This is a genomic window from Desulfothermus sp. (assembly GCF_053993635.1).
Map to the genome: position 1 here is coordinate 1 of NZ_JBMYBT010000041.1, position 12,303 is coordinate 12,303.

General features: G+C 33.8%; 13 protein-coding genes. 10 read left to right on the forward strand and 3 right to left on the reverse strand.

The window, feature by feature from the left end:
- Positions 1–54 precede the first annotated feature (54 nt).
- From ACY2V1_RS02810 to ACY2V1_RS11045, 6 genes are all read left to right on the forward strand, one after another.
- Positions 55–318, forward strand: a complete 264-nt coding sequence (locus ACY2V1_RS02810; RefSeq protein ID WP_461833280.1) for a TIGR04076 family protein — start codon at positions 55–57, stop codon at positions 316–318.
- Between the two features lie 239 nt (positions 319–557).
- Entirely contained in the window at positions 558–1,775 is a 1,218-nt protein-coding gene (locus ACY2V1_RS02815; RefSeq protein WP_461833281.1) for a diguanylate cyclase, read from the forward strand.
- Positions 1,776–2,281: 506 nt separating this feature from the next.
- Positions 2,282–3,187, forward strand: a complete 906-nt coding sequence (locus tag ACY2V1_RS02820; protein ID WP_461833282.1) for a 4Fe-4S dicluster domain-containing protein — start codon at positions 2,282–2,284, stop codon at positions 3,185–3,187.
- Entirely contained in the window at positions 3,177–4,343 is a 1,167-nt protein-coding gene (gene nrfD / locus ACY2V1_RS02825; RefSeq protein ID WP_461833283.1) for an NrfD/PsrC family molybdoenzyme membrane anchor subunit, read from the forward strand. The genes ACY2V1_RS02820 and nrfD overlap by 11 nt, the downstream gene beginning before the upstream one ends.
- Complete coding sequence (locus ACY2V1_RS11040) at positions 4,340–5,101, forward strand: cytochrome c3 family protein (RefSeq protein ID WP_498040221.1); 762 nt, start codon at positions 4,340–4,342, stop codon at positions 5,099–5,101. Before nrfD ends, ACY2V1_RS11040 begins: the two co-directional genes overlap by 4 nt.
- A gap of 9 nt (positions 5,102–5,110) precedes the next feature.
- Positions 5,111–6,451, forward strand: a complete 1,341-nt coding sequence (locus ACY2V1_RS11045; protein ID WP_498040222.1) for a tetrathionate reductase family octaheme c-type cytochrome — start codon at positions 5,111–5,113, stop codon at positions 6,449–6,451.
- A gap of 90 nt (positions 6,452–6,541) precedes the next feature.
- Here ACY2V1_RS11045 and ACY2V1_RS02835 read toward each other — a convergent pair whose 3' ends face one another.
- From ACY2V1_RS02835 to ACY2V1_RS02845, 3 genes are all read right to left on the reverse strand, one after another.
- On the reverse strand, positions 6,542–7,846 hold the full coding sequence (locus tag ACY2V1_RS02835; protein ID WP_461833285.1) for a TRAP transporter large permease: 1,305 nt from the start codon (positions 7,844–7,846) through the stop codon (positions 6,542–6,544).
- A 61-nt stretch (positions 7,847–7,907) separates the two neighbouring features.
- Entirely contained in the window at positions 7,908–8,366 is a 459-nt protein-coding gene (locus tag ACY2V1_RS02840) for a TRAP transporter small permease (protein WP_461833286.1), read from the reverse strand.
- A 23-nt stretch (positions 8,367–8,389) separates the two neighbouring features.
- A complete protein-coding gene (locus ACY2V1_RS02845; protein ID WP_461833287.1) occupies positions 8,390–9,409 on the reverse strand; it encodes a TRAP transporter substrate-binding protein in 1,020 nt (339 codons plus the stop codon).
- 460 nt (positions 9,410–9,869) lie between these two features.
- Here ACY2V1_RS02845 and ACY2V1_RS02850 point away from each other — a divergent pair, with 460 nt between their 5' ends.
- The 4 genes from ACY2V1_RS02850 to cas2 form a co-directional block, all read left to right on the forward strand.
- A complete protein-coding gene (locus tag ACY2V1_RS02850; RefSeq protein WP_461833288.1) occupies positions 9,870–10,046 on the forward strand; it encodes a hypothetical protein in 177 nt (58 codons plus the stop codon).
- Between the two features lie 90 nt (positions 10,047–10,136).
- Positions 10,137–11,228, forward strand: coding sequence for a putative CRISPR-associated protein (locus ACY2V1_RS02855; RefSeq protein ID WP_461833289.1), 1,092 nt, complete (start codon positions 10,137–10,139; stop codon positions 11,226–11,228).
- A gap of 12 nt (positions 11,229–11,240) precedes the next feature.
- A complete protein-coding gene (cas6, locus tag ACY2V1_RS02860; RefSeq protein WP_461833290.1) occupies positions 11,241–12,164 on the forward strand; it encodes a CRISPR system precrRNA processing endoribonuclease RAMP protein Cas6 in 924 nt (307 codons plus the stop codon).
- Between the two features lie 18 nt (positions 12,165–12,182).
- The coding region (gene cas2 / locus ACY2V1_RS02865; protein ID WP_461833291.1) for a CRISPR-associated endonuclease Cas2 at positions 12,183–12,303 on the forward strand (121 nt) is incomplete at its 3' end.

The window sequence follows — 12,303 nt, forward strand, 5'->3', positions numbered from 1 at the left end:
AAATTGCATTTAGGCTGGGGTTAAAATTCTAAAATTAAAAAGGAGGTGTTAGAAATGGCAGTAAACTATCCAAAACTTGGTAATAAGGTTATTGCTAAGGTCATTGGGATGCAGGGACAGTGCAGTATAGGCATGAAAGAAGGGGAAGAGTATGAACTAAGTATCCATAAATGTGGAGATTTTTGTGGTTTTTTTTATCATAATCTATTTGGAATAATCAATATTCTGCAATTTGGAGGCTCTTTTCCTGTGATGGAATGGGAATGCCCAAATGGCAAAAACAAGGTAAAAGTGCAGCTGAGAGTAGAAAAGCAATAGAGGAACGTAGGATAGTAGTGAATTTTGAAAAGGGAGTCTATGATTTGAAAGACTCCCTTATTTTTATCCCCAATATTTTGAGTACGGAAGAACTTAAAAATCTATTGAAATCCATTTTAAACTTATTGCCCAAAACAGAAAAATAAAAGCTAACAATAGGATCACTTGCCGCCATTTTGCTGTGCCCTTTGGGATTGCTCCATGTCGGTAAGTGAGCCTGGGAATCGGATAAAAATAAAATGAAAACTAAAAAGCTCTTTATCTTTATTATTTTGTTATGGTTGCTATTGATTACAGCATCCTTTTTGTGGAATTACATAAATGCAAAAAATGAGCAAAGAAATATTGCCTTTCAGACAGCAAGAAGTTTTTTTGACCTCATTGAGATAACTCGCCTCTGGAATGCGCGTCACGGCGGTGTGTATGTTCCGATTACTAAAAAAACATTACCAAACCCATATCTCCATGTACCAATGAGGGATATTCGGGTAAATGCCAATTTGACCCTGACAAAGATAAACCCTGCGTATATGACCCGGCAGATTTCTGAGATTGACAAAAAATATAATGGCGTACAATTTCATATCACCAGCCTCAAGCCTATTCGTCCACAAAATAAGCCGAGTGCAAGAGAAAAACAATTTTTAAAAGAATTTGAACAAGGTATAAAAGAAAAAGGAGTGTTTATCCAAAAAGGAGGAAAAATATATTTTTTTTATATGGCTCCTTTAATAACTAAAAAGGCTTGTTTGAAATGTCATGCTAAACAGGGATACAAGGAAGGAGATATCCGAGGAGGTATTAGTGTGACGGTGCCTTTTGCTATGAACATCCCATTTTTACCTCTATTGATTGGGCATATTTTTATAGCTCTTATAGGCATAGTGGGCATCATCGTTGCAAGAAAAAAATTAAATCAAGCCTATGACACAATACAAAAGCAGGCTGTAATTGACACTCTGACAGGGATTCCGAATCGTCGCAGTTTTTCACAAACTTTATTAAAAGAATTCAAGCGTAGTTATAGAAATAAGGAACCTTTATCCGTTATAATGTGTGATATAGATAATTTTAAAATGTACAATGATACTTATGGTCATATCAAAGGAGACATGTGTTTGCAAAAAGTAGCTCAAGCGATAAAGGCATCTCTCAAAAGACCTACTGATTTTTGTGCTCGCTATGGCGGTGAAGAGTTTGTCGTTATATTGCCCAACACACCTATTGATGGTGCAATACATGTTGCGGAGAGAATACGGTCAAATGTCGAAAAAATGAAGATTTTGAACAAGAATTCCTTGCCGTCACGAATTATAACCTTGAGCTTGGGCGTAGCAAGCTCGGAAGGACTTACCCCATTTAAGCCTGAAACTATAATCAAGAATGCAGATACCGCATTGTACAAGGCCAAGGAAAAAGGTAGAAATCAAGTTCAATCTTTTAAAGAAGTTACATAATCTTGTCCAATTGGGATCTTGCAGCGGCTACCTTTTTTAAACTAACCTTAAACCAAATTAGGCTCCATATATCTCATACACCTTTCTTTTGAGTGGTCCTTTAATTTCCTCAACTAGATTTGCGGATAGCTTGCACATCACTTTTTAGGGGGTGCTGTCTTGGGGATTATTTAAACTGGGCGTCTGTAAATATATCCCAAAGTCTTTTCATGCCCGTAACACTGTATCACAATTTACGCTTAGTTAAGATACTTTGATAAAAATTTTAATTTTATCTGAGGTAAGACAACTATTATAAAAATAAAAAATACTGAATCTGAGATTAATTCAATTTTTTTATAGACATTACGATTTAAAAGGTGCTATTTGATAGTTAATTCGTTGTTATATCTCTGAAATAGATAGCTGGCTGAGTTTAGATGTATTAACATTTAAACAAACAATAATGTTTGCGTGGGGAATGGGTGTATTACAAAAATGGATGTGAAAAAAAGGAGGTGAGATCTATGAAACACATAAGTCGGAGGGAATTTCTGACAAGTATAGGGGTGGCTGGCACGAGTATGTTTCTTCCAAAAGATTCACAGGCCTGGAAATCCAGGGCACCAGAGAATCCTTTTGCTTGTTTAGTTGATGTAACACGATGTATTGGATGTAGAAAATGTGAATTAGCATGTAATGAAGCAAATAATCTGCCTGAACCAGAAAAGGATTTTGAAGATAAAACTGTATTTGAGGAAAAGAGAAGACCAAGTGACAAGGCCTTTACTGTTGTAAATAGATTTTTTTCCAGCAAAAAACAAGATAAAGAAGGAAATCTACTGCCTACCTATGTCAAAATACAATGTATGCATTGCCAGGATCCTGCTTGTGCTTCTGCATGTATTACAGGTGCACTAAGTAAACAACCAAATGGTGCTGTCTATTATGATGTAAAAAAATGTATTGGATGCAGATATTGTATGGTTGCATGTCCTTTTGAAATTCCTGCTTATGAATACTTTAATCCTATTACTCCCCGGGTTAGAAAATGCACTTTTTGTTTTGAAAGAATTTCTAAAAAAGGAGGAAAGCCTGCTTGTGCTTCTGTTTGTCCTACTGAGGCCATTACTTTTGGCAGAAGAAAAGACCTATTGCAAATAGCTAAAAATAGAATAAAACAAGATCCTGGAAGGTATATAGATCATATCTATGGAGAAAAAGAAGTTGGTGGCACTTGTTGGTTGTACATTTCAGGCCAGCCAATGGAAGAACTTGGTTTTCCTTCTGTACCAAAAAGGCCTATTCCTAAACTTACTGAAACAATTCAATCCACTTTGTTTACTTATTTATGGTCACCTATTGTATTATTTGGTGTATTAAGTGGAATAATGGCAATAAATAAACATAAGGAGGAGGGAAATGAAAAATAGACCTCGTCCACTTCTGGATACTCCTTTTTGGACTCCTGGAATGTTGGTGGCAACTGGATTTATGATAGCAGGAATTATAGTCTTAGCTTTCAGATATACCAAAGGACTTGGTTATACAACTAATTTAAGTTATAGTTATCCTTGGGGTATCTGGATAGCAATTGATGTAGCGTCGGGGGTTGCCCTTGCAGCAGGAGGATTTACTACTGCTTTTTTGGCTCACATACTGGGGAAAAAATTTTACAAACCTATTACCCGTCCAGCCTTACTAACAGCTGCCTTGGGATATACCTTTGTAGCTTTGGGTGTATTTGTAGATATTGGACGCTCCTGGGCAATATGGAAACCTATTATTTTTCAAAACCATACATCTGTTTTATTTGAAGTAGGTATGTGTGTAATGACATATTTAACTGTATTGTGGATAGAATTCTTACCTGTAATTGCAGAAAGATATGGTGAAAAAATTTCAATTTTAAAGTCTTTGAATAAAGGATTAGATAAATTTATGTGGATATTTATTGTACTAGGGGTTGTTTTATCTTGTATGCACCAGTCTAGTTTAGGTACATTATTGTTAATAGCTCCAACAAAATTATCTTCTTTATGGTATACTCCTATACTTCCACTTTTATTTTTAACCTCAGCATTTGCTGTGGGATACCCAATGGTAATTGTAGAGACAACTATAGCCACCTCATCTTTAAAATTATCTTCAGAAATGGATATTTTGAGTAAGTTATCTAGAATAGTAATTATTTTGCTTGGCATTTATATTGCTCTTAAATTGGGAGATTTAATATATAGAGGAAAATTTTGGAATATGTTTGATGGCACAGGCCAAAGTAATTCATTATTAATTGAAATAGTTTTTGGAGCTATAGTCCCATGGATTATGTTACTTTTTGATAAAGTTAGAAATTCAAGAAGGTTACTTTTTATTGCGAGTTTACTTATTGTTTTAGGAGTCCTTTTAAATAGAATAAATGTGTTTATAGTTGGTTTTAATCCTCATTTTGCTAAATGTACTTATTATCCTTCCATAGGAGAAATATTGGTAACTTGTTCATTTGTTTCTGCTATATTTTTCTTATATCGTGTGTTTGTGACATTTTGTCCTGTAATTTCTGCTCCAAAAGAAGGAGGTAGAAAATGAAAAAAATTATATTCTTACTAACTATGTTATGTCTTGTTGTGAGTAATTCTTACAGCTCTCCTGATGCAACTACAAAAATAAGAAAAGATTATCACCCAAGACCTTCAACATGGGTACCTAAAGATCACATAAAAGCTTTAAAATTAGCTCAAAAGAAATATGAATTTGTAAAAGATGTATTTAAAGAAGATATAATATTAAGGCAAATGAGGTTTAGACATTTGGGTATAGGAATAAAGGACATAAAATCCACTTATATGGTACTGCAAAGTCCTTTTGTAAATACATATGAAGATATATATGGACCAGTAAGGTTTATGCATGGAACTCATGCAAAGACTTTAAATGAAAATTGTGTTATATGTCATCATTATAGTCCAAAGGATTCACCAAATAAAATACTTCCATGTAGGGCATGTCATCAAGATGCCTTTAATCCAGAACATGCGGGGAGAATAGGATTAAAAGCTGCATATCATCAAAGGTGTATAGGATGTCACAAGCAAAGGCAAAAAGGTCCTATTGGGTGTACAGGTTGTCATTTAAAAAATGTGCCAGATCATAAGAAACTTGTGAAACTACCCAAAGATCCTACACCTACTCAGGTTACACAGGAGTGTTTACGCTGTCATAAAAATGCAGGTCAGGAGATGTTAACATCTGCACATTGGTTGTGGAGAGGACCTTCTCCTTATACAGTAAATCATCTTAAGTGTACAAAACATGGGAAAGGAACAGATGTTTTAAATAATGACTGAATATCCCCAATTAGCAACGAGGCTCGTTGCACAAGTTGTCATGTTGGGTATGGATGGAAAGATTCTTCTTTTGATTTTTCAGATATGACAAAAATGGATTGCTTAATATGTCATGACCAAACTGGAAGTTACAAAAAAGCTCCTCCTAAGGCTGGAATGCCAGACAAACGTGTTGATTTAACTTATGTAGCTCAAAATGTGGGACATCCTAAAAGAAAAAATTGTGGTTATTGCCATTTTAGTGGTGGTGGTGGAGATGCAGTAAAACATGCAGATTTAAATTCTGCTCTATATTGGCCAAGTAGGACATGTGACGTACATATGGGTGGATATGGATTTGAATGTATTGATTGTCATAAAACTAAAAATCATAAGATTCCAGGAAGAAGCATGTCTTCTCCTGTGGTAGAAGGTGTTTTTACGTGTGAGGATTGCCATTCTAATACTCCCCATTATCGCAATAAACTTTTAAGCCATCATTTAAATAAGCACTGTAAAACCATAGATTGCAACACATGTCATTCTCCTATTTATGCCAAGTGTATACCAACCAAGGTATGGTGGGATTGGTCTACTGCTGGAGACAAAAAAAGAGGGATAGAAAAAGGTAAATATGGTAAACCAACATATCACTTTAAAAAAGGAAGTTTTCGCTGGAAGGAGTCAGCAAAACCTGTTTATAAATGGTTTAATGGTTATGTTAAAAGGATGTTTATAGGAGATAAAATAAATCCAGATGCCAGGGGATTTGGTCCTAAAGAATCTCTTAGTTATGAGGAAAAACAGAAGTTAGTCTTTACTAATATTGTAGAACCAATAGGATCAATAAAAGACCCTATGTCTAAAATAACTCCTTTTAAGGTCATGAAAGGAATTCAAGGAGCAGATGCCAAATATAGATATTTACTTATTCCCCATTTATTCCCGTACAATAAAGAAGACAAAAGTGCATATTGGAAAAATTTTGACTGGCAAAAGAGTTTTAAAGAAGGGATGAAAAAGGCAGGATTAAAATATAGTGGAAAATATATGTGGGTAGGAACCAGGATGTATTGGAGGATTGAACATGAAGTAATGCCTAAAGAGTATGCTTTGTCGTGCGTACAATGTCATGAAAGCCTGAAGGGAGAAAGAACCTGTAATAGGTGTCATCAAGATAATAGAAATGTAGAATTTAAAAAATTAGCGTTTAAAGGGATAGATTTTAAATACTTGCATATGAAAGGAAGAGATGTACAAAAGTTAATAGGACAAACTGATTATATTAATTTTAAGGCCCTTGGATATAAAGGAGATCCTATTATATATGGAGGAAGATTTACCCAGCTTCCTTTGGGATATAAAAAGTAATATGCTTTATTAAAAAACAGGGAGCCTTAATAAAGACTCCCTGTTTTATTTACATCCTTATCAATAAAAAAACAATAGCTCTCCAATAAACTAAGTTATAAAATGGGGTAGCCATGTTACCAATTTGGGAAACGCAAGTAACAAAAATATTACTATTATAAAAATAGGTAAAAATATAATAACTCCTTTAATAACTTTGGCTAAATTTAATTCTTTATCCATGGCAGATACAATAAAGACATTTATTCCAACAGGAGGTGTAACAGCTCCCATAGTGGTAATAAGAGTAATCCATACACCAAACCATATTGGATCGTAACCTAGAGATTTTGCCACTGGAAAAAATATAGGAATGGTTATAAGAAGAAGTGCTAGTGCATCCATTATAGCGCCACCAATTAAATATATCAAAAAAACCAGTCCCATAATAATCCAACTTGGTAGGTTTAAGGATGTTACATAAGATGCAGTATCATAGGGAATCCTTGTAATAGTTAAAAACCTTCCAAATATCACAGCACCAAGTATGATTACATAAATCATACACGAAATTTTTAAAGTATCATAAATAGCATTAAATAATTCTTTAAATCCAAGATTTTTTCTAAAAAGGCTAATCATTAATGCCAAAAAAGTTCCAGCTGCTCCAGCCTCGCTAGGGGTAAATATTCCAAATGATAATCCTCCTATCACAAGTGCAAAAAGTAAAAACACTTCCCAGAAACCAAATAATGCCTTGATCTTGTCTTTTAAAGATGTAGGACTCCCGCCTGGGACAAGGGATGGAATCACCTGGCAGATTATTAGGATACCAAGAAGAAATCCAAATGTGAGCAAAATTCCAGGGATAACTGAGCCTAAAAATAGGTCCCTTATTGATTGTCCTGTCTGCAGACCAATTATTATGAGCACAACACTAGGGGGAATAAGCACACCCAGGGTGGCGCCAGTTGCCACAACTCCTGCACTAAATGCCGGGTCATAGCCATATTTTTTCATCTCAGGCAAGGCCACAGTGGCCATGGTAGCAGCTGTTGCTGTATTTGATCCACATATTGCAGAAAATCCAGCACAGGCAATTATCGTTGCCATGGCCAACCCGCCTTTGATCTCACCAAGGATGACATTAGCCCATCTATACATCCTTTTATTTACTCCTGAATAAAAACATATCTGCCCCATAAGTATAAAAAGCGGGATAACAGTCAGCCCATAAGAAGAAAGCACTTTCCACGTCTCTTCTCCTATCATGCCCAGGGCTGCATTAAAATTAATACATATCCAAAAACCTAAAAATCCAACTACACCCATGGCAAAGCCAACTGGTATTCTCAAAAAGAACATAGTGACTAATAAAACTATAATTCCTGCAATCCCAATTGATGTAAAATCCATGGACCCCTTCCAATAGAATGATTTTTAGCTAATGAGACAAATACATTAAAACACGTTATGCCTATTTTTTTAAAAAATTAAATAACATAAAAATTATTAAAAATAATACTCCAAATGCGCAAATAAATATAACTGGATAATAAGGAATATGGAGAGTTTCAGATAACTCTCCATACTCCTTTATTGAAAATCCCAGTTGAAATAGCTTATAACAAATAAGGGATAAAAAACTGATAGATAAAATCAATGTTACAAAATCCAGAAATGGTTTTATTTTGTTAGGTAGTTTTTCATATAAAAGTCCAATGGTTATATGTCCTCCTTTTTGTTCAGTTTCAAGGAGAGACAGACTACAAACAATAGCACCTAAAAATCCCATGATTTCAAAGGTGCCTTTTATGGGATGCCCAAAAAATCTAAATATAATATTTGACGTTGCAAGTAACATCATTAGTATTAACATACATCCTGCAACAATATTTAAATATTTATTTAACTTATCTATAATTTTAAAGGACATGGCAACTACGCCTTTACAATGCTTTAATGTTCATATTTACTTTTAAATTTATAAACGTCTTTGAGTATTTCATCTGCAGATAAATTTGCTTTATTAGCCATTTTTTTCCATTTAAGTATAACTTTTTTTAGTAACTTATTAGCTTTTTGCATATCTTGTTTTGAGAAATAAAATAGCTTTGCATTATATTTTTCTTTTGCGTATTGAATTGCCTCTTTTACGTGGTTGTCCATATATTCACCAGTCCATGCAGCATGTTCTTTTGAAATTTCATCTATAGCTTTTTTTACATCAGCAGGGAGCTTTTCCCATTTCTTTTTGTTCATTACCACAGCAAATGGATATACCTGAAAATTGGTGATGGTCTCATATGGACAATAAGAGGCAAAATTAAGGTCTTTTAAAACCTCTAAAGATGAAAGTAGTCCTTTAACAATTCCTTTTTGAATGGCTTCAGGTGTCTCAGACATGGGCATAGATACAGGAGTTGCCCCAAGAAGTTCTAAAATTTCAGATGCAGTACCAGATGCCCTGAGCTCAAGACCTTTTAGGTCTGATAACTTCTTTATGGGTACTTTTGACATAATATTAGAGGGAGCAGATGTAAAAAGTGTTATTACTTTTACTTTTGAAAATTCTTTTGGTTTGTATTTATTATAAATTTCCCACAAAACCAAGGATGCTGTTTTGGAGTCTTTAAAACCTAAAGGAAGACCTATAACTGTTGTTAAAGGGAAAACCCCAGGTTGATATGACATGCAGAGGCATCCAATATCTGCTTGCCCTTGAATTACGCCCCTGAACATGTTTTTTGCCCCGAGTAATGTGCCTCCTGGAAATGTGAGGATCTGAACCTTATTGTGTGTCCTTTTTTCTATCTCTTTTTTCCACCTTTCCATTTGCACGCAGGGAAATGTGGAAGCTGGTGGGAAATTGGCATAGGTGAGACGAATAGTCTTTGCCTTAACCTGGATAGGTAAACTCATACAGATAATTACAAAAATAAAGCACAAAACACTCTCAAAAGATACCTTTCTGTTCATGATTAACCTCCTGATTTTTTAGTATGTTAGATTAAAAAAAAGGCCGCAGATTTAATTTCATCTGCGGCCTTTGCCTATTTTCTTTTTCAACTATATTTTACCTAGGCCAGACCGCACCTCTCCTTAAAAACCACAACCATTGCCAGTTAAAGGAGAAGGATGCGTCTGAAACCATTTTATACATGGAGAGATACATAGTAAAAAAATTATTCTCTTGTCAAGAAAAGTTTTGTAGAAACAGCAAATCTCGGCAAGGGGCAAATTAGAACATTTTATGTATTCTATGCCCTTAATTCAAATTAAACAAAACAACCCTTCTTAATCCATTGTTTATCTCTTAATATAACAATATTTTCCAAATATTGTTTTTTAACAATTAACTGTTTTTCTGTTTTACACTCCCCCAGTCTGCAGATAATGTGCGGGTATTATAAACAATTTTAAACAGGAGGTAAATATTGTGAAAAAGTTATGTTCATTGTTTTTAAGTTTTATATTTTTATTTTATGGTTGTGCTACCATTGTGAGTAAATCCGATTATCCTGTTTCCTTTAATACTAATCCTTCTGGTGTCATAGTTCTGGATTCTTTTCTCCAGCTAAATACAATGTTGATTTTGAGTTGCCAAATAGGATAAAGAAAACTATTACATTAAGTGTTATATTAGATGGATGGTATATAGGTAATCTTCGTATCCTAGGCCTAATTTTTTTAAGGAGGTATTACAATGCCAAATTTTATAGTGTCGCCATGTGGTACTAGTTTGTTAACTGGTGGGGCAAATAATCAGGTTAGAAGTCTAATTTCAAAATATGCAAATTATAAATATTTAGAAGAGATAGATCAAAGGGATAGGACAGTGTTACTCAATCGAATTAGTGAAGTAAGGGATGTAATTTTAAAGCTTTCTCCAAAAGATATTGTGAGATATTCAGCAGAGTTAAATGCATTAGTCAAATACTATAATGGAATTTTAAAACAAGAAGACTATCATTTTTTGTTGTGTACTGATACTTTTTTAGGAGAACAGACAGCTACAATGATAAAAGAATGGTTAGAAAAAAATAATATAACAAATGTACATCTATATAGACAAAAGGATTTGCAAACAGACAATATAGAAGCATTCCAGCTTGCATTAAGTGAATTAGTTGATACCTTTGACAGGATGCTACCAGGATATAAGGAGAAAAATTTTCATATAGTATTTAATCTCACTGGAGGATTTAAGAGTGTACAGGGTTTTTTACAGGCAATTGGTATGTTTTATGCTGATGAGATAATTTACATATTTGAATCAGGATCTTCACTTCTAAAAATTCCAAAACTTCCAGTTAAAATAGATACACAAGGTGTAATTGAACAAAACATCACACTATTTAGGCAGTTAGAACTAAGATTAATTACATGTAATGATGCTAAAGTGTTACCTGAGATATTTATAACCCGCTTTGAAGAAGATGTAGATTTTTCTACGTGGGGGAAAATTGCTTGGCTAAGGGCAAAAGATAGTCTGTATCAAAAGAAACTTTGGCCAGAACCTACAAATAAAATCAAATTCTCAGAAAAATTCAAAAAACAGATAAATATACTTTCTTCAGATAAAATCAGGGAAATAAATATTAGGGTTGACGATTTAGCATTGGCTCTAGCAGGAAATGAGAAAAAGCTTAATAGACTTCGTTTTAAACAAATTAAGGGGAAACCCAAAGACAAATCTGATTATGAATTTTATGCATTTACAGGCACGGACAAAAGGTGCTATGGCCATTTTGAAGAAGAGGTTTTTGTAATTGATGAACTTGGAGAACATCTTTAAGAGTATAGGATTATGTTAAAATATAGTGTGTTGGATTTTATCTGTGAATTTAAAACAAAGGCAATCTTTCCTACATTTAAAGGTAATGTACTTAGAGGGGCATTGGGAAATAGTCTAAGACAGATTTGTTGCCCAATAAAAAGAATGGATTGTAAAGATTGTATTTTATTTTCTAGTTGTATTTATTTTTATATTTTTGAGTCAAAGCTAATAAAGAGGCCAAAGGGAAGTCCTTCCACGCCACACCCATTTGTGTTGGATTCATTTGATATGGAGAAGACTCTATACATGCCAGAAGAGTATTTTTCTTTTAGATTAATCCTGTTTGGGGGTGCAGTAAAGTGGATTCCATACATAGTATATGCTGTTACTTATATGGGAGAAAGAGGGATAGGTAAAGGTAGAAAAGATGGTCTGGGTCGTTTTGATTTAAAATGCGTAAAACAGGATGGAAATAAAATTTATACATCTAAAACAAAGGTTTTAACAAATATTGAAGCAGATAATTATCTTGAATTGCATGATTCAGAAGTAGAGATGAGTAAACTTCAGGTAGATTTTATTACACCATACAGGGTAAAGTTTAAAAACGCTCTTGTTTCTTCATTTGACTTTGGAATTTTGATTAGAGCAGCACTAAGAAGAATTTCCAATTTAGAATTCCATTTTTTAGGTGAAGAACCAGATTTAGATTACAAGGGTTTAGTACATAGGGCAAACAATATAGAATTATTATCTGAAGAAAAACAATGGATAGACCTCTCACGTTTTAGCTTTAGACAGGGATCTAAAATGAAGATTGGAGGTCTTGTTGGACGAGCTATTTATAAAGGAAAATTATCTGAATTTTATCCACTTTTAAAATATTGTGAAATAGCACATGTTGGAAAACAAACTTCCTTTGGTTTTGGTAAAATAAAATTAACTATTTTATAAAATAAAAAGGCAACTATCATGAGGTATTTGATAATTTATGATATTTCAGATGAAAAACGTCTTTTAAAGGTTGCTAAGACAATGGAGGATTTTGGGAAAAGGGTTCAAAAATCCAAATTTGAGATGGAATTAACAAAAA

Bases quoted from the DNA above. Each gene is read 5' to 3' on its own strand.
- ACY2V1_RS02810 (WP_461833280.1), top strand. From the start codon at position 55: ATGGCAGTAAACTATCCAAAACTTGGTAATAAGGTTATTGCTAAGGTC.
- ACY2V1_RS02815 (WP_461833281.1), top strand. From the start codon at position 558: ATGAAAACTAAAAAGCTCTTTATCTTTATTATTTTGTTATGGTTGCTA.
- ACY2V1_RS02820 (WP_461833282.1), top strand. From the start codon at position 2,282: ATGAAACACATAAGTCGGAGGGAATTTCTGACAAGTATAGGGGTGGCT.
- nrfD (WP_461833283.1), top strand. From the start codon at position 3,177: ATGAAAAATAGACCTCGTCCACTTCTGGATACTCCTTTTTGGACTCCT.
- ACY2V1_RS11040 (WP_498040221.1), top strand. From the start codon at position 4,340: ATGAAAAAAATTATATTCTTACTAACTATGTTATGTCTTGTTGTGAGT.
- ACY2V1_RS02835 (WP_461833285.1), bottom strand. From the start codon at position 7,846: ATGGATTTTACATCAATTGGGATTGCAGGAATTATAGTTTTATTAGTC.
- ACY2V1_RS02840 (WP_461833286.1), bottom strand. From the start codon at position 8,366: ATGTCCTTTAAAATTATAGATAAGTTAAATAAATATTTAAATATTGTT.
- ACY2V1_RS02845 (WP_461833287.1), bottom strand. From the start codon at position 9,409: ATGAACAGAAAGGTATCTTTTGAGAGTGTTTTGTGCTTTATTTTTGTA.
- ACY2V1_RS02855 (WP_461833289.1), top strand. From the start codon at position 10,137: ATGCCAAATTTTATAGTGTCGCCATGTGGTACTAGTTTGTTAACTGGT.
- cas6 (WP_461833290.1), top strand. From the start codon at position 11,241: ATGTTAAAATATAGTGTGTTGGATTTTATCTGTGAATTTAAAACAAAG.